A 16,978-nucleotide genomic window follows, 5' to 3' on the forward strand; every position below is an offset into this window, starting at 1 on the left:
AATGATGCGCTAACGACGATAAGCAGACAGATGTCAGTGATTTTCACGCAAATAGATAAATTCACCAGCGTTCTTGTAAATACCAAAGCTGGCTTTTGATTTTGGATTATCTACGCCTGTACCCAGCCAATTGTATTTAAGCCAGGGGAAATTGGCCGTCGTTGCAAGCGGTCCGGTTCCTCCAACAGCTACACACCGGTTACCCGCGGCGGTGCTATCCAGATTCAGCGTCAAGTCTGTCCAGCCAAAATTGCCTGCACCGGGAGCACTTAATTTAACAGTCTGATTCGGCGCAGTACCAGTTACGGTGATTGCCGTCTCACATGCTGTCAATTGAGTTTTAGTACTCGTTGCAGGATAGGCAAACGCCATATCGCTGGCTACGATATTACTGCAGCTATCCAGAGTATTCAGATTCCATCCAGAAGCTGCATTCCAGTATTCCAGTCTTAACGGAACAGGCAAGGCAAGCAATTCTGATCCAGATGCGTTTGATAATTTCAATCGTCCGTAACGCATTTTAGTGCTGGCTATTTTGACAGCTTTACAGGCACCGGCGGCGTTGCTGCTAGTGCCTGTAGGGTCTGGGACGCAGGTAGGATTGGTGGCGTCCATGTCTCGGTCCCAAAGCGGAACAAGTCCATTATCAATGCCTGAGCTCTCTGTCACGCCTAGCCCAATTGATAGAGTATCAAATGGACCATCAGGAGCTGCCAGTCGCGTAAATTTATTTGCAACAAAAGAATAGGCGCCATTCACCCATGGTGATGCCGGAGGTGCCGTAATCGCCAGGCGATTAATAGCAACCGTACTAGAGCCATCCAGCATCTGCCCCGTAACGGTGGCGTGTCCATATAGCTGCTGATAATTCAAGGTCTTCACATTACTGAAATTACGCGCCTCTATGGATGCAGTCAGGTTAAAAGGCTGATCCATATAAATGAATCCGCCTGCAGTACAAAATCCATTGAAGGTCGTCGGTTTGACAACAGAAAAGTGATCCGGAATGAATCGACCAAATGACTGTGTTGTTTTGTTCCCGATCGAGCATCCATAACGTCCGTTCGCGTCAATTACATCTGAGAGGTATGCATTGCCTGTCGTTGAGGTCACACAATCACACGTATTACTAGCCGCGCAGTTGGCAGGCTTGAGATCGATACTGGTGAAATTATCGTCGCGAAAACTACCGGTACTTGCATACAGATAACCAACCTCGGAATAACTCGCATTATTACTGACGCCAGTGGCGTTGGTGCCGACAGTCAGGTTATTCGTCGTGTTAGCGAGGTATAGGTTGCCTACCTGACCGCCATTTTGTTGGGAGGCAGTACTTGGATCTTGTGCTGTTAATTTGGATGTATCAAGAAGTAAGGTGCCGCTATAACCTGAGGCGGGGCTGGTAGTCGCGCCTAATGTGAAAGAGGTGCCAGCCTTGATAACGGTTGTATCATTAATCGAGGCCGGTACAGCCAAGGCTGTCGTACTCATTAAAGGCGCCACAGGCCGGACGGAAAAATTATCCGACGAACAGCCATAAATATTCGGCGTCATATTCTGATCGCGGACGCGGCAACGCAGATTTTTATACGACTGAGGAAGATTAAAATCTGCCGCTAACGTCTTGCGTCCGGCATCCCCTGCAACAAAAGTGATCGACTGGCTCGCAACCGGTGAGCTGTAAGCGCTGCACGATGCCGGTGGCGTCGTATCATCAAAAAGCTCGACCACTACATTTGATGCAGCGGTGTAACTGGTCGCTTGAGATCCATCTGCCAGTAAGGCAACGATATCGAATTTAAAATTACTTCCGGCTAGTTTGGTATAAATGGGATTTCTTGCAGATGGTGTCGCGATCAGATTGCTGTATGCCAACTGAGTCGGTTTACCCGTTTCCATACATTCAAAATTAGCAACGCAGGGCGTATTGGCGAAAACAATAGCGCAACTCGCCGTACTAGTTGCATTGTTATAGCACTTGACACCGTTTAGAGGAAGCGAACTGAGGCTGCTGACACCCAAAACATAGGCACCACCAGGTGCAGTGGGCTGCAAAGCTACGGTTGTGCTAGGTGCTCCCGAACCTAGTGTAAATGTAGATGGCGTAGCCGTTACAACAGGTGCTGCGGGAGTAAGTGTCAGACTGCCAGTCAAAGTACCGGAGTTCACATAGTCACTGGCATTGCATGGTACAGCCGAAGTCTTACATGCCAGGACGGTCACGTTCTCTGGACATAAGGTACCGATACCGTCATGCTGAATCTCCAAATGATCATAAGGTGGCACAACTGGTGAGCCAATTACAAAGTCATAGCTAAAAGTATAGGTACCGGGTGCGATGAAATCATATTCAATACCGATACCGGTATCCTGATAAGCCGTCACAATGGTATCGTTCATTGAGGCTGCCTGTAAAACTGAACAGGTGCTACCTGTAAAAAAAGTACTCCATCCTGAAGCGCAATAATGTGTGAAGGAGAGCCCACTACGTTCGCGAAAGGACTCTACAATATTAACTCCTGCAGGAATACTCGTACTTGATGTACAAGTAGTACTCGGGGAGGGGGGAGGATAAGTACCAACTACTACGGATGCACCATTACCACCGTACTTAACGCCGCAACCGCTATCACTACCGCCTAAATAAGTATCGAACACATGGTAGTAACGAACCGGATTTGCTGCACTAACGGCATAACCTGCTGGAATCACTAATGTAACCTCTGCCGTCATGAAATCCAATGGGGTCGTATAGCGCCACACTACAGTAACCTGAGGTCCGGAAGTGATACCAAAATTACCGGTAGCCGTTTGCTGAACACCAATTGAGGACGGATTAGCAGGCGTTGCCGCTGAAATAGAATAAGTGTTAAACATACCACCGGTCGGCGTAAATGTCGTTACATTATGCCCAGGGCCGTACACCTTACCATTTGCACGTATAAACACGCCATTGTCCAGACTGGTACTGGGAGGGACGGCAGTAGGGCTGTATACCTGCCCTGTGTTGTTGAGACGTTTAACCTGAATATGCGTCGTGTCTTCGACATAAATATGCAAGCCGTTATTGGCGTTCGTACCGCCAGCAGTATTAAATTCAATGCCCGCAGCTGATGCTACCGTTACTACACCGACGCCGGAGAACATCAGGCCCACGGCGTACAAACACAATTTATAACAGGCTGACTTGATTTGATGATTCATTTCGCCCACTTCCAATGTTATGTTGCGGACCACATTCATTGAGCAATCACTACCGGCATAACCAGGTCTTTTAACAACTGGCACCGTTTGCCACCTTACGGCAGGTATTCACACTGGCAGAAATTTGTCGCTCTACAAAATTTGATGCCGGTGATGTACCAAATGTTGCGGTCGATGTAATCTGATACACCGTAATGACGTTGCCTCCCTCAGGCAGGCTGGTGCTTTGGCAGCTCACCTGAACAGAAAATTTATTTAATCCTCCGGCAAGAGTCGAAATAGTAGTTGGTGATGAGGGACAAACATACTGAGTGGTAAATGGTGTCGTTGCAGGATTTGTATTTTCCGGTGCCATGATCTGATAAGTGCCCCACTCTATCCCGGTTTTTGCCGCCTGATAGGCTTTACTTCCCAATAAATCCTGCGTTGAACTGGCCTGCTCCATAGTTGAAAGGGACAGCATAAATGTTCCCAGAGCAGATAATATGACCAATAAAAAAATCGCAGCCACCAAGGAGAAACCACGTGCGCGCACCGCGTTCATAGAATCGGCCCGATTAGCGCAACAGGCGGACTTCGCATTCTCACGGAGTAAATAAAATTCAGGGAACATTACTGACATGAACATCATGGTAAAGCGTAACGGTTTCATTACTCTTGGTGATACCCAACCGTATCGAGACCAGACCGGTTCTTGCTGTCACACCAGAGGCAAAGTTAAAACTACAACTGCTTACATTATCGGCCAATACAGGAGTGCTTGAGGTCACGGTCGGACAGCTACTAACACTAGAATTGATGCCATAACCGGAAAAACGATATAAGTGTCCCAGGCCATTACCTGCCGCATCTAAGCCTGTTAATTTACATGCATAAAACACGGCTTGCTCTGTTCCGGAAATGATATGAAAGCGATTTGCCGGTGAGGTAAAAGGAAATAATTTAGAAGGTGACAAGGTGATCTGAGTCGATGTAGCACCAGTCGTAATGGATGCAACCACACCTGAATTATCACTATTATAAGCATCAGCTCCAGTGATGCCGAGATTGTAGATGACTACCCTATCGCCAGCGGCAGGTGCGGTACTCAGCGGGCCGATGGTCTCTACAATCGATGTTGCCACGGCCGTATCCACCACATTACCCGGTACATCGGCACGATAACGTCCACCAGTTTTAGTCGGTAAAAATTCAATGCAGCTGGTATCGGCAGCCACTGTTCTGACGCTATTCGGTAAAGCCAGATGCAAGTCACGCGAAATACGCCGCACCGCTGTGTCTGCGATATCACTCAATTCTGTACGCCTCGCCAGGTCGAAATAACCCTGCACCGGCTTTTGTATAAACACGGCAACACCTGCAGCTAATATGCCGGTGATCGTCATTACCATGATGGCTTCAACTAAGGTGAATCCTTTTTGGTAATACTGAAAAAGCGAATGATGAGGCATATCAGGGTACCGCCCGGGGTGCATAACGCAAGCGGTAAGCAGTGAGCAGTATCGTATTGGCAGCGGGATCCTTGACTGTCACATCGATCTGCAGCGCGTCATTATTATTGAGGGCAGGCGTAAAAGCAGTAGCCCCCACCTGTGTAATTGCGACTTTGGCGCTATAGCCAGTTGTGCCGACCGCGTTACCGCTAATGTCGTAGATAGTCGTCGGTAAATCCAGATTATTGTAGTCTGCCACATTATTCGCAGTGCGAGGAACACCGGCAAGATTACTTACTCTGGCGGTCGCAGGTAGTACATCCTCTGAATTTGGGGCTCCACCAGTACAAGCCGCCGTATTGGTCGCGGTACCTACATTCGCATCAGTGGGGAGACAGTAAGTGAATGCTTGCAATGTAATTTCTTCCAGCAGAGACTCGCCTATCGCAATCGCTTGTTTACGCAACATAGGATCGGCACTGGCCTTACTCGTTACGTTCATCACAGACAAAATACCGACCATGGCTAGGCTGACGATGACGATAAACATGATCAGCTCGATCAGCGATATGCCCGATTGCCTATTGATAATGATGAATTTAGTGGACATAACCAGTGTCACTTTCTATGGTCATCGTCCGTGTGGAGCCATCACCTGTTACGCCTAAAGTAAGTGCACTAGAAAAACTCGGTTTACCAAGCGCATCAAAAGAAAAAAGTGCAGCGCCGGTAAAACTGATCGCACTAGGAGGTATGCGGGAAAATATTTTTTGATCTGCCGGATTCAACACTGCATTGGCAAGTGTGGCCGACGAACAAGTGACCGTTGACACGTATAAAACACAAATAGGACCTGCTGTGGAATCAATCCGGACAAATACATTTTTTCGCTGCGCAATCGCTACTTTTTGCGCATAGCGCACCATGCTTTGGCTCTGGTCAAAAAAACCGCGCGCATCAAAGGCTTTTTTATCGGAGAAACGGGGGATGATTGCTACGGAGAGAATACCGATCAATACCAGTACCATGATCATTTCGATCAAAGTAAATCCTGTCGCCCTTAATGAAATGAAGATGGTGTTGGTTCGCATAATCAGATCGCTTACCAAGTTGATTTGTCTGAATCATATGACACGCCCGGCAGTCCAGACATGTAAGAATAAAGCTAGCTCGATACGGTATTGATACAACACTGGTGCATATCATGATGTTGTGCTCACTTAGGAAGCCCAATATTACTGGCATTAGCTCCCGACAGTGACATCAATACAATAACGGACATGAACTAGAAAAAATTCATGTCCGCCTCATTACTATCGCAACCAGACTATCAGAATCAGGTACCAGTTATTGAATAGGCAAATGTCACACCGGCATTCGTGCCATCGCCATAGACAGCATTGCATGTAGCAGGAGCACTTGTCGCCGCGGCAGTATCAGTCACGATATACAAGGTTTTTGCCACCGTTGGTGCTGGCAATGCACCGACAGTTATCGTGACAGCAGGGTTAAGTAAAGCGCCTGCATCTGAGCATTTTGCTACTTTCACGCAGACATTCGCTGTTACAGTAAAATTTTTGGCTGCGCAACCGGCATAGTTAATGCCTGCAGCGGAACTAAGCGCGCCGCCATATCCTGCAGCAACAGATGCATTTGCATCAGATCTCAAATCGACAAACTTAGGCAAGGCTGTTGCAGCCAAAATGCCAAGAATCACAATTACCATGACCAACTCAATAAGGGTAAAACCCGATTGTTGCTTATTCATTTGCATCTCCTGTTTTTACGTGAACTGTTACCTGGGGTTTGTTTCGTGTTTGTTTCGTGCCTACTTCATTTGTATATCCTTTGAGTAGACATAATAAACTCTTAGTGCAACTCAATTACAAATCGTACCGGCAATAAATTTACTGATTAAATCTCGATCTCATTACACATTAACAGTTAGCAGCGGTCACACCTGCGTTACTGTATGTTGGTGCGAAACCAGCGCCGGTAGGTACGGTATAGGTTACCGCGCAAGCAGCATGCGTAGCATCAGCACTTACAGTAAAAACTGTTGCAGATGTTGCAACGGGTACATAATCGGATAAAGCAACACCTGCAGCCGTCGTAAATCCGGCAGCATGACCAATCGAGGTCATCGCACTGGTCGGGTAACCATTCGCCATCAATATGGTAGAACCTTCCATCACGACCGATGTACCCGGAGCAAGCTGTTGGGTCAACTGAATAGAGTGAGCCAGCACTGCCGCTGCTTTAATTGTACCTAAAGCACCATTCATCTTGGCGATACGCGCATCTGTCTGTATTGCCGCAAACCTAGGCAAGGCTAAAGCGGCCAGAATGCCGAGAATCGTAATAACGACAATCAGTTCAATCAGCGTGAAGCCATGTTGTCGTTTAGCTATTTTTTGATTCATGATGTACTCCAGATATTCGGATAATGACTATGCTATTAAAAGATACAGAGATACGTAAAAATATAAAAAGCATCTAAAATCAGGTTCAATTCAGACTAGCATTTCCGTATCGCAATAGTAGCAAACAATTGTTAAAGATTGGCATTCGATCAGCGCTCACCTAGCCTGTTAGCGCCACTCTGTCTAAATTACAACACTTTTACGGCTGAAGCAGAATCACACAAACAGGGCGTACACTTCCTGCAAACAGCTCACACTCGCCTCGCTGGCGCGTCTTAGCGTAAAAACGACGCATCAATTTTCCACGCATGTTCGCACAGGGGAACATTCATTTTTTGAGTGCGACTTTTCCCAAATCCCAAATCGGTAAGAAAATACCCAGAGCGAGCACCAGCACCAAAACACCTAGCCCGACAATCAGTATTGGTTCAATATTAGAGGACAAGGTTTTTAATTCGTATTCAACATCTCGCTCATACATACTGGCGATCTCGTCCATCAGATCATCCAGCTCGCCACTCTCCTCACCCACTGCGATCATCTGCAGTACGATGGGGGTAAAAATCCCTGCGACGACAGCGGTACGTAGAATGCTCTCTCCACGCTCTACACCGTCACGCATTTGCTCTATACGGACAGATATATAGCTGTTATCGACCGTTTGGGACACAACATTAAGTGCCTGTACAATCGGCACGCCACTTTTGCTGGACAGAGCGAAGCTACGTGCAAAACGGGCCAGAGTTCCTTTGAGTATGATGCGGCCAACAATCGGGATTTTTAATTTCACTTTATCCCATTGATAACGGCCATTACGTGTACCTACATACGTTTTGAAAGCAACGATCGAAGCAATTAACGCAAATAAACAGACGGGCCAATACTCCACTGTGAAATTCGAAACGCCTAGTAAAATCCTGGTCATCAGAGGTAGCTCTGCATTAAATCCGGCAAAAACTTTAGCGAATGCAGGAATAACAAAAATATTAATCACCGCCATCGCGAGTACCATCGCAATCATGACGAAAGTCGGATAACGCAATGCCGACTTGACGCGCTCCTTCATCTCTCTTTCAAACTCAAGATGCGCGTACAGGCGGATAAAAATATCCTCTAGCTGCCCCGTCATTTCTCCTACACGCACCATACTGATATAAAACGTCGAAAATATATCCGGATGGCGTCGCATCGCGGCAGAGAGTTCGCGTCCACCATCCAGGGACTCACGCAGATCCAAAATTACTCTGGCAAATGATTTGTTGATTGCAGACTCTTGCAAGCCCGCTAGGCCGCGCATGATGGGTACACCAGATTTAAGCAAAGTATAGAGCTGACGACTAAAAAGCTGCACATCCAGCGACAATACTTTGGGCTCGGTAAATTTTTTCCACCAGGTCATCTCGCCGCTTTTAGCTGGTTGACTGGTGGGATTAATATGTATTGGTGTAATTCCGCTATTAAATAACTGACTCGCTACCGCGCCACTATCCGCGCTTTCCAAGACACCCTCGACTAGCTCGCCGCGAGCGTTTCTGGCTTTGTAAGCGAAAAAAGGCATGTTATTCCTCTAGTTGATTACTGATGCGCATTGCTTCAGCAATCGTCGTTTTACCGGCAATAGCCAAATCTACTGCATGCTTACGCAAAGTGTGTCCGGCCATCTGCTGCTGGCCGATTTTTATAAAACTTGCCGGATCCCCGTGATTTGCCGCATCCGCTACGGCTTGGGTGACTTCCAGTAACTCATAAACACCAACCCGGCCACGATATCCTGTGCCATTGCAATGACTGCAACCACGGCCTTTATGGTAGACGTATGCATCCACGTTCTCACGAAGCTCTTGCTTTAGCCACTCCCTCTCGGTGGCGCTGAGCAGTGTCGGCTCGCTACAACTTTCACAGATAACCCTGACCAGCCTTTGCGCCAAGACTGCCTGCAAAGAACTGCCGACCATAAAACGTGGCACACCCATATCCATCAAACGGATTGGCGTGCTGACGGCGTCATTCGTATGCAAAGTAGACAATACCAGATGGCCCGTCATCGCAGCACGCATACCGATTTGTGCTGTTTCCTGGTCACGCATTTCACCGACCAGTAACACATCGGGGTCCTGACGTAAGCTAGCACGCAATACTCTGGCAAAACTAAGTTCAATCTTCTCATTCACCTGCACTTGATTGATGCCTGCGAGGCGATATTCAACCGGATCTTCGACCGTAATCAGCTTACGCCCCTCGGTATTTAATTCGGATAAGGCGCCATATAAAGTCGTCGTTTTGCCGCTACCGGTAGGACCGGTGACTAATACCAGGCCATTGGGCCGGTTAATGATAGTACGAAATCTCGCCAGCATATGCTTGGGCATGCCGATACGTTCCAGATTTAGCGTACCACCACTTTGATTCAGTAGCCGCATGACTACCGATTCACCGTATTGAGTCGGCATCGTGGAAATACGGACGTCAATCTGTTGCTGTCTTACTTTGATTACAAAGCGGCCATCTTGCGGTATGCGTTTTTCTGAAATATCCATATCGGACATCAACTTCAAGCGCAGCACCATGGATGGAGCGATTTTAATATCGGTTTCAGTTTGCAGATGCAAGACACCGTCAATCCGAAAACGTATTTGCAAACGCTTTTCCTGAGGCTCTATATGAATATCCGAGGCACGTATCTGAGTTGCATCATCAAACACTGATTGCAGTAACTTGACGACAGGAGCGTCCTCCATCCCCGGCGTGACGCTAAGCATGCCAAAATCGATATTGGTATCACCAAGTTCTTGCTCCAGCTCTTTGGCCAATCCCGATATTTCGTCGGTACGTCGATATACCTGATCAATTGTTTGCAATAGTTCTGTTTCATTGACGACAGCTAACAGAATTGGGGATTTGACGATGCGAGTGATTTCATCATACGCAAACAGATCGGTAGGATCGGCCATACCGACCAGTATTGCACTGCCTTGATTCTCCAGAGCGAGCGCCCTGAATCGACGGGCCTGAATCTCAGGCAGCAGCTTTACAACACCGGGACTGAGATTGTATTGCTTCAGATTGATGTACTGGATGTTAAGCTGCTTCGCCAGTGCGCCGGATATTTGCTCTTCGGTGACAAAGCCGTTTTCTACAAACACTTTACCGAGTTTTCTGCCGCTACGTTTTTGTTCAGTCAATGCTATTTGAAGCTGCTCTTCTGACATCAGCTTCTGCTGCAGCAAAATTTCCCCTAAACGGACTTTCTCTGGTCTTGCCATTCGTCTTCCTTTCTAGGGTCTTCAATGCAGTGAAATGTGACTTACTCTACACAAGCGGAGAGAGGCTTGCAAAGTCTTTCATCATAAATTATGCAGAAATCGTCTTTTGACACCATCTCAATCTAATTCGGCTAGCACTTTAATATGTGCAACAACGCTGCGACCGAGTGCAGACAAGTTATAGCCGCCTTCAAGACAGCTCACGATCCTTCCTCTTGAGTACTGTTTTGCAACCATCATGATTTGACGGGTGATCCAGCTGTAATCCGCTTCGACTAACCCCATCTGTCCCATATCGTCTTCCTTATGCGCATCAAATCCCGCAGAAATAAAAATCATCTCAGGTTGATGCTGATGTAGGGCTGGCAGCCATTTTTCGGTAATGGCTTGGCGCACAACATCGCCATAGCTATGCGCTGGAATCGGCAAGTTCACCATGTTTGCAGCAGGATGATCTGTGCCGGTATAGGGATAAAAAGGGTGCTGAAAAAAACTCACCATGAGTACCCGCGGATCATCACGGAAAGTCTCTTCCGTTCCATTTCCATGGTGAACATCAAAATCGACAATGGCGACTCGCTGAAGCCCATGTACTTCCATCGCATGTTTAGCGGCGACCGCAACATTATTGAACATACAAAAACCCATGGCTTCACGCGGGGTCGCATGGTGTCCGGGTGGGCGAACCGAGCAAAATGCATTGTCTAATTCACCGGCGATCACTGCATCTGTAGCTGCGATTGCTGCGCCCGCTGCACGCAGCGCAGCGCGCCAGGTATAAGCGTTGAGCATGGTGTCCGCATCAAGCGGGAAGTGCTGATATTCAGAATTGACCCCGGGGCAGTTCTCGCGGATACGATAAATGGCATCCTGCGTATGTACTCTTGCCAGAGCTTTTTCATCAGCGACTGGAGCCTCTCGAAATTCCAGCAAACTATCGATACGGCTTGCAATCAACTGATCCTCAATTGCCTGCAGGCGTTCGGGTGATTCTGGATGCCACGAACCCATTTCGTGGCGTTTGCAGTCAGCGTGGGTATAAAACGCGGTTGTCATTAGTGTGCTGTCGTAACAGGACTGGCGCTTCTCATCAAAGGCCTGTTCAGGCATCTGGTAAGTTTGTGCGCGTCCTAAGTAAATTAGTACGTCTCCATTGAGAAGTGTCACCCTATTTAGTGTTTTTTGCAAATCGCCTATGGTTTTGACATGGTTTTTGATGCTGATTCGCGCTTATGCTGGTGCGTCAAAAATACAGAATGCCTTGATTCGGTTTACACTAACCATCTTGTGCTTTGCATGCTTTCTCTGACTGACCTAACAGGCCCACCATGTTTTCTAAAGTTCACGCTGTCGCAAAACAAGTTAATCAAGTCATTATTGGTAAAGACCAGCAAATACGTCAGGCCTTAGTCTGCCTGCTCGCCGGCGGTCACTTGCTGGTCGAAGATGTGCCTGGTGTAGGCAAAACTACGCTGGCACACGCTCTAGCGATTTCGCTGGGCCTGCAATTTAATCGTTTGCAATTTACCAGTGATCTTTTGCCTGCAGACGTAGTAGGCATTTCGATTTTTGACAGGGAGAAAAGTCAGTTTATTTTCCATCCTGGCCCGGTATTTACGCAAGTATTGCTTGCCGATGAAATTAATCGTGCCACCCCAAAAACTCAATCAGCATTATTAGAAGCAATGGAGGAGCGCCAGGTCAGCGTAGAAGGTAAAACGCGCCCACTCCCCTCGCCCTTCTTTGTGATCGCCACACAAAATCCCACACATCAAGTTGGCACGTTCGCGTTACCGGAGTCGCAGCTTGATCGCTTCCTGATGTGTCTGTCTCTTGGCTACCCGGACGCTGCAGCAGAACGTGCCTTGCTGATGGGCGAAGATCGCCGGACTTTGCTGCAAAACCTGCCGGCAGTGATGCGCGCCGAGGAATTAGTCGAAGCGCAAAAATTATTGCGTCATATTCACACCTCCCCATCGCTGATTGACTATGTGCAGTCTCTAGCGCATGCAACTCGCCAGAGCGATACCTTTGCCGACGGGATGAGCCCGCGTGCTGCAATTGCGCTGTTACAAGCTGCCCGCGCCTGGGCTGCCCTGGAGGGACGTGATCATGTCATTCCCGAAGATGTGCAGGCCGTGCTGATACCAGTGATTGCCCATCGCTTACGGCCACTCAAATCTGTGAGCGGTAAAACCAATGCAAGCAGCGAATTGCTCCAGCAACTGATGTTGCGCATCGCAGTGTAACGATAGCCAAATAACAGTCAACGGACCACCATCGTTATTATTGCCAATCTATGCTGACCTCTATACGCGAACGCTTTCGTCGACTGGTTTTTCTTGAACACAAACCGGAGAGTGGTGAGGTACTGCTCAAGCAACGACGTGTGTTTACATTACCTAGCAAAGCCGGATGGATGTTTGGCTTGCTCATGATTGTTTTATTCATTGCCTCCACTAACTACAATCTGAGTCTGGGTTTTGCACTGACTTTTGTGCTGGTTGCGTGTGGCATGATCAATGCATATTTTGCTTTTTTGAATCTCGCCTACCTGCATTTACTTGCCGGGAGTGCACAGCCCGTATTTGCTGGTGAGGATGCGCAATTCATCCTGCACATCATCAATCGACGCAAACGTCATCGTTATGCAATCTGGATAGGCTTTTCTCAAAAAGGTGCGACAGATCATGCCATCGACGTCGCACACGAGAGTCGCACCAGTGTCACACTGAGTTACCCGACAGCGGAGCGCGGTTACATGTCGATCCCCAGGGTACGCCTGCAAACCTGGTTTCCATTAGGTCTGTTACGCGCCTGGAGCACGTGGTTACCTGATGCACAGGTATTGGTCTATCCTCGACCAGAAGAAAATGCGCCGCCGTTGCCACAACAAGGTACAGAAAAAAATGATGGTCAAGGCCACGCCGGAGATGAAGATTTTTCGGGAGTACGCGCCTACCAGACAGGTGATGCCATGAAACATCTGGCGTGGAAGCAAATAGCCAAACTTGATCTCGAATCGGGCGGCCAACTCGTGACGAAGCAATTTTCGGGCGGATCCGCCAGCGATATCATTCTCGACTTTGCCAGTTTACCAAGATCAATGGATCTGGAATTAAAACTCGCCAGAATGACGAGCTGGGTACTTGAGGCAGATGCGGCGGCCTTGCCATACGGATTTCGGCTTGGAAATATAGATTCTCCAATCACGACAGGTCAGGCTCATCGCCAGGACTGTCTGCGTGCCCTTGCCTTGCATGACCTCACCGATACGCGTCGCTCATGAACCAATCGACCCCGAACATGTTGAGTAAAAATGGAATCGCCTCCATGCATACCAGCTGGCGCAAGCTGCCCCTGGCGCGTGACAAGGCTGATACCTTGCTACTGATGTTCGCATGTTTACTGGTGCTGCTGCCACATACTTTGCACGCAGCATGGTGGGTATCGGCGAGTTGTCTGGGACTGTTTGCGTGGCGAGTCTGGGTCACCCTGACCGGACGCCGCCTGCCACCATCATGGGTGCTAGTACCGATTGCCGGCATGATGATGTGCGCTGTGTTCTGGCAATTTCACACTTTCTTTGGCAAAGAAGTCGGCGTGACCATGCTGATGATGCTGCTGGTTTGCAAATTACTGGAAATGCATGCCAAGCGGGATTTATTTGTCGTCATCTATTTGGGTTATTTTCTGCTATTGACGCATTTTTTTGACGCACAAACGATCGGCACCGCCGCGATGTCATTGTGTGCCTTAGCCGCTTTACTTACGGCGCAATTATCGTTTCACTATACGGGCGTAGTGCCATCATTGTGGCAAAGATTAAAATTAGGTTTGTCCATTTTAGGTCTCGCGATTCCGCTAACTATTGTCGCGTTCTATCTGGTGCCCAGGATTCAAGGGCCTTTGTGGAAATTACCCGGTGATGCACAAAGTGGACATACCGGATTATCAGACTCCATGGCACCGGGAAATATCAGCAAACTTGCTTTGTCGGAAGATATTGCGTTCAGAGTCAAGTTTCCAGATTTTACGCCATTCAAAGCACCACCTAAAAATCTGCTGTACTGGCGCGGCATCGTTCTCACGCACTTTGACGGGAGGAACTGGACTCATGGCGAGATACCGTCAGGCAATAGTACTGCCAACGCTAAAAGCGCCATCGCATTTTCTGACAAACCGATACGCCAGGAAATCATCATGGAGCCAAACAATCAGCGCTGGCTTATGGCGCTGGATATGCCTGCCGAACCGGCAAACCTGACAGACCTTGGCAGCAATCTCAATAAGCTCAAAGAAATGACCGCCTCCCAAGCGATCCATAGTCGGCTTCGCTATGAGGTCATGTCCTACCCGGCTTATCAATGGCAAGCAGAATCTGAACTAGCCGATCTGATCTCTGAAGTCGAACTGCCGGCGGGATTCAATCCGCGCACACTAGCGTTCGCAGCGGATCTCAGGCAAAAATTTCAAGATGACGAAAGTGTCATCAAGGCGGTACTTAATTATTTTCGTGATGAGAATTTTGTTTATACCTTAGAGCCCACGTTATTGGGCACAAATAGTGTTGATGACTTTTTGTTTAAATCACGCGAAGGATTTTGTGAACATTATGCAAGCGCATTTGTCGTTTTGATGCGTGCCATCGATATTCCGGCACGAGTCGTGACCGGGTATCAGGGTGGTGATATGAACATCATTGATGGCTATATGGAGGTCAGGCAATCAGACGCTCATGCCTGGGCAGAAGTCTGGCTAAAAGGTAGGGGCTGGATAAAAGTGGATCCTACTGCTGCTGTAGCGCCAAATCGGGTCATGTTAAGTTTAAACGATGCCATTCCCCGCAACGGCATCACAGGTGCGATCAGTAACGCTCTTGGCAACAACTCCCTGCTGACCGGATTGCGCATGCAGTGGGATGCCGTCAATAACTCCTGGAACCAATGGGTTCTGAATTACAACCAGGCGAAACAGCTCGACTTCATGCGCTCTTTTGGCCTGGGAGATTTGGATTGGCCGAAAATGACGATGTTATTTTTCGCCATCAGCGCGCTATTGATGGCGCTATATGCGCTCCCCTTAATACGGTACCGTACGCAATTATCACCGCTGGATGAGATTTATCTTGCGTTATGTAAGAAACTGGCGTCCAAGGGATGGAGTAAAGCGGCTCATGAAGGGCCTCAGGCATATTTGCTAAGGCTAAAAACGATCATGCCAAATAATAGTTACGGTACGGTAAAAACCTTTTTGAATCTATACACAGCAGCAAAATATGGTAAAGCCGAGTTACCATCTGCTATCCTCGTCTCCCGTTTAAAAACTTTACTTAAGCAATATCGCTGACCTATTGATTTCCATGCTCAAACTATCTGCATCAACTCATTCTCCGACCAAGTATATTGGGCTCATTACAGCACTGACCATCGCCTTAACAAGTGCGCCCTATGCGGCAGCGACGGTAAAAAAATCGAGTCCTGTGACAACAAAAAAAACCGCTTCCAAACAGGAAGAGAGTGCAGAGTTCGCGCACTTTGCGCAGTGGAAAGAAGTTGCAGACTTTATTGATCAGATGGTAGTGAGACATGGCTTTGATAAAGCAGAACTGATTGCGACATTTGATCAGGTTCGATACGTAGAATCAGCAATCCAGCTCATGAAGCCCGCCCCTGCAGGTAAACCCAAAAATTGGAAAGCCTATCGCGCCCGCTTTGTCGACGCATATCGCATCAATGCTGGTATCGCGTTTTGGGATAAGTATACGGATGCGCTGAACCGGGCAGAAAACCAATACGGCGTTCCTGCTGAAATCATTGTCGGTCTGATCGGTGTAGAAACGGTGTTTGGTAAAAACACCGGCAATTTTCGTGTGATGGATGCACTCACAACATTGGCGTTTGCCTATCCTGACACGCCAACACGCGCAACTCGTATGGAATTTTTTCGAGGGGAATTAGAGAACATGCTGTTGATGGCCAGAGAATCGCGTCTCGATCCATTTCAGTTCAAAGGGTCTTATGCGGGGGCAATAGGCTGGTCACAATTTATGCCTAGCAGCATCAGAAAGTTTGCTGTTGATTTTGATGGCGATGGGCAAATTGATTTACTGGCGTCACCAACCGATGCCATCGGCAGCGTGGCGCACTATTTATCTATGCATGGCTGGAAGAAAAATTTACCGACGGCATTTCCAGCTACCCTGGTGATTAATCCGGATAATGAACAAGATGTGAGCAAACTCAGCTCAATATTAGGCCAAGGATTACGGGCAAACTATAAACTTGACGAATTACGCCCGGTTGCAACAACCGCTAGTCCTGATGCGACCGACAATTTGCTCTATGGTTTGATCAATTTGCAAAACGGAAATGATCCAACGGAATACTGGCTTGCTACCGAGAATTTTTTTGCCATCACTCAATATAATCGTAGCTATTTTTATGCGATGTCGGTGATTGATTTGGGTAAAGTCATTGCCGCCGCACGTACAAAATAGGAGGAGTTTCGATAAAAATCACCGGAATTAGCTGAAAGTTGCCACACAGAATTTTCCACGCCTGAATGATATTTTTCCCGATTAATATTGCTAAATAGTATGACTTAAACTACATTAATATTATCTAATGATACATTTACGTTATCAGAAAGCAAT

General features: G+C 47.8%; 14 protein-coding genes. 4 read left to right on the forward strand and 10 right to left on the reverse strand.

The window, feature by feature from the left end:
* Window positions 1-33 precede the first annotated feature (33 nt).
* From ACO0K3_RS04350 to ACO0K3_RS04395, 10 genes are all read right to left on the reverse strand, one after another.
* The gene (locus ACO0K3_RS04350) at window positions 34-3,204 is read right to left on the reverse strand and encodes a DUF6701 domain-containing protein (protein WP_422982252.1); all 3,171 of its coding nucleotides are present in this window, start codon (window positions 3,202-3,204) and stop codon (window positions 34-36) included.
* Between the two features lie 70 nt (window positions 3,205-3,274).
* Window positions 3,275-3,667: a hypothetical protein gene (locus tag ACO0K3_RS04355; protein WP_422982254.1), complete on the reverse strand. Its 393-nt coding sequence runs from the start codon at window positions 3,665-3,667 to the stop codon at window positions 3,275-3,277.
* A 139-nt stretch (window positions 3,668-3,806) separates the two neighbouring features.
* Window positions 3,807-4,655: a type II secretion system protein gene (locus tag ACO0K3_RS04360; protein WP_422982256.1), complete on the reverse strand. Its 849-nt coding sequence runs from the start codon at window positions 4,653-4,655 to the stop codon at window positions 3,807-3,809.
* Window position 4,656: 1 nt separating this feature from the next.
* Complete coding sequence (locus ACO0K3_RS04365) at window positions 4,657-5,247, reverse strand: type IV pilus modification PilV family protein (RefSeq protein ID WP_422982258.1); 591 nt, start codon at window positions 5,245-5,247, stop codon at window positions 4,657-4,659.
* Window positions 5,237-5,728, reverse strand: a complete 492-nt coding sequence (locus ACO0K3_RS04370; protein ID WP_422982260.1) for a pilus assembly FimT family protein — start codon at window positions 5,726-5,728, stop codon at window positions 5,237-5,239. The genes ACO0K3_RS04365 and ACO0K3_RS04370 overlap by 11 nt, the downstream gene beginning before the upstream one ends.
* Before the next feature lie 245 nt (window positions 5,729-5,973).
* Window positions 5,974-6,405, reverse strand: coding sequence for a type II secretion system protein (locus ACO0K3_RS04375; protein ID WP_422982262.1), 432 nt, complete (start codon window positions 6,403-6,405; stop codon window positions 5,974-5,976).
* A gap of 169 nt (window positions 6,406-6,574) precedes the next feature.
* Window positions 6,575-7,060: a type II secretion system protein gene (locus ACO0K3_RS04380; RefSeq protein ID WP_422982264.1), complete on the reverse strand. Its 486-nt coding sequence runs from the start codon at window positions 7,058-7,060 to the stop codon at window positions 6,575-6,577.
* Window positions 7,061-7,388: 328 nt separating this feature from the next.
* Window positions 7,389-8,618: a type II secretion system F family protein gene (locus tag ACO0K3_RS04385; RefSeq protein ID WP_422982266.1), complete on the reverse strand. Its 1,230-nt coding sequence runs from the start codon at window positions 8,616-8,618 to the stop codon at window positions 7,389-7,391.
* A gap of 1 nt (window position 8,619) precedes the next feature.
* A complete protein-coding gene (locus tag ACO0K3_RS04390; protein ID WP_422982268.1) occupies window positions 8,620-10,323 on the reverse strand; it encodes a GspE/PulE family protein in 1,704 nt (567 codons plus the stop codon).
* Window positions 10,324-10,440: 117 nt separating this feature from the next.
* Complete coding sequence (locus ACO0K3_RS04395) at window positions 10,441-11,379, reverse strand: histone deacetylase family protein (RefSeq protein WP_422983160.1); 939 nt, start codon at window positions 11,377-11,379, stop codon at window positions 10,441-10,443.
* A 272-nt stretch (window positions 11,380-11,651) separates the two neighbouring features.
* Here ACO0K3_RS04395 and ACO0K3_RS04400 point away from each other — a divergent pair, with 272 nt between their 5' ends.
* The 4 genes from ACO0K3_RS04400 to mltB are packed head-to-tail and all read left to right on the forward strand — an operon-like array spanning window position 11,652 to window position 16,822.
* Window positions 11,652-12,572 carry an AAA family ATPase gene (locus tag ACO0K3_RS04400; RefSeq protein WP_422982270.1) on the forward strand — a complete coding sequence of 307 codons (921 nt, stop codon included), beginning with the start codon at window positions 11,652-11,654 and terminating at the stop codon, window positions 12,570-12,572.
* 50 nt (window positions 12,573-12,622) lie between these two features.
* A complete protein-coding gene (locus tag ACO0K3_RS04405; RefSeq protein WP_422982272.1) occupies window positions 12,623-13,612 on the forward strand; it encodes a DUF58 domain-containing protein in 990 nt (329 codons plus the stop codon).
* On the forward strand, window positions 13,609-15,672 hold the full coding sequence (locus ACO0K3_RS04410; protein ID WP_422982274.1) for a transglutaminase TgpA family protein: 2,064 nt from the start codon (window positions 13,609-13,611) through the stop codon (window positions 15,670-15,672). Before ACO0K3_RS04405 ends, ACO0K3_RS04410 begins: the two co-directional genes overlap by 4 nt.
* Before the next feature lie 13 nt (window positions 15,673-15,685).
* Window positions 15,686-16,822 carry a lytic murein transglycosylase B gene (gene mltB, locus ACO0K3_RS04415; RefSeq protein ID WP_422982276.1) on the forward strand — a complete coding sequence of 379 codons (1,137 nt, stop codon included), beginning with the start codon at window positions 15,686-15,688 and terminating at the stop codon, window positions 16,820-16,822.
* The last annotated feature ends 156 nt before the right edge of the window (window positions 16,823-16,978 follow it).

This window comes from Undibacterium sp. Rencai35W, from assembly GCF_049340185.1.
Classification (GTDB): Bacteria; Pseudomonadota; Gammaproteobacteria; order Burkholderiales; family Burkholderiaceae_D; genus Undibacterium.

Excerpts from the sequence above, each read along its gene's own strand:
- ACO0K3_RS04350 (WP_422982252.1), bottom strand. The coding sequence starts at position 3,204 with ATGAATCATCAAATCAAGTCAGCCTGTTATAAATTGTGTTTGTACGCC.
- ACO0K3_RS04355 (WP_422982254.1), bottom strand. The coding sequence starts at position 3,667 with ATGCTGTCCCTTTCAACTATGGAGCAGGCCAGTTCAACGCAGGATTTA.
- ACO0K3_RS04360 (WP_422982256.1), bottom strand. The coding sequence starts at position 4,655 with ATGCCTCATCATTCGCTTTTTCAGTATTACCAAAAAGGATTCACCTTA.
- ACO0K3_RS04365 (WP_422982258.1), bottom strand. The coding sequence starts at position 5,247 with ATGTCCACTAAATTCATCATTATCAATAGGCAATCGGGCATATCGCTG.
- ACO0K3_RS04370 (WP_422982260.1), bottom strand. The coding sequence starts at position 5,728 with ATGCGAACCAACACCATCTTCATTTCATTAAGGGCGACAGGATTTACT.
- ACO0K3_RS04375 (WP_422982262.1), bottom strand. The coding sequence starts at position 6,405 with ATGAATAAGCAACAATCGGGTTTTACCCTTATTGAGTTGGTCATGGTA.
- ACO0K3_RS04380 (WP_422982264.1), bottom strand. The coding sequence starts at position 7,060 with ATGAATCAAAAAATAGCTAAACGACAACATGGCTTCACGCTGATTGAA.
- ACO0K3_RS04385 (WP_422982266.1), bottom strand. The coding sequence starts at position 8,618 with ATGCCTTTTTTCGCTTACAAAGCCAGAAACGCTCGCGGCGAGCTAGTC.
- ACO0K3_RS04390 (WP_422982268.1), bottom strand. The coding sequence starts at position 10,323 with ATGGCAAGACCAGAGAAAGTCCGTTTAGGGGAAATTTTGCTGCAGCAG.
- ACO0K3_RS04395 (WP_422983160.1), bottom strand. The coding sequence starts at position 11,379 with ATGACAACCGCGTTTTATACCCACGCTGACTGCAAACGCCACGAAATG.
- ACO0K3_RS04400 (WP_422982270.1), top strand. The coding sequence starts at position 11,652 with ATGTTTTCTAAAGTTCACGCTGTCGCAAAACAAGTTAATCAAGTCATT.
- ACO0K3_RS04405 (WP_422982272.1), top strand. The coding sequence starts at position 12,623 with ATGCTGACCTCTATACGCGAACGCTTTCGTCGACTGGTTTTTCTTGAA.
- ACO0K3_RS04410 (WP_422982274.1), top strand. The coding sequence starts at position 13,609 with ATGAACCAATCGACCCCGAACATGTTGAGTAAAAATGGAATCGCCTCC.
- mltB (WP_422982276.1), top strand. The coding sequence starts at position 15,686 with ATGCTCAAACTATCTGCATCAACTCATTCTCCGACCAAGTATATTGGG.